Annotated in this window: 1 rRNA gene; it reads left to right on the forward strand. The window is 51.4% G+C overall.

Features of this window, described 5'->3' with window-relative positions:
- Positions 1-159: 159 nt before the first annotated feature.
- Positions 160-255: ribosomal RNA gene (locus AB3X94_RS42190) — 23S ribosomal RNA — on the forward strand; the annotation flags it as partial.

Genomic DNA, 255 nt, shown 5'->3' on the forward strand with positions numbered 1-255 from the left:
GGAGATGGGTGCGTGAGTAGGTGAATCAGGGTTGTGATTGTATCGATGTATTTTAAAGGTGATCGAGAGATCGCTTTGGAATACGGCGCAACACGAATACTCAACCTGTAGCGGAAGGTGATTCTGCAGTGAGCAATCATTGAGACACACCCGTTATAGGGTCAAGCGAACAAGTGCATGTGGTGGATGCCTTGGCGATCACAGGCGATGAAGGACGCGGTAGCCTGCGAAAAGCTCCGGGGAGCTGGCAAACGA

Origin of the sequence: Paraburkholderia sp. BR10923 (assembly GCF_040948765.1) — a bacterium.
In the GTDB taxonomy this organism is placed as follows: domain Bacteria; phylum Pseudomonadota; class Gammaproteobacteria; order Burkholderiales; family Burkholderiaceae; genus Paraburkholderia; species Paraburkholderia youngii.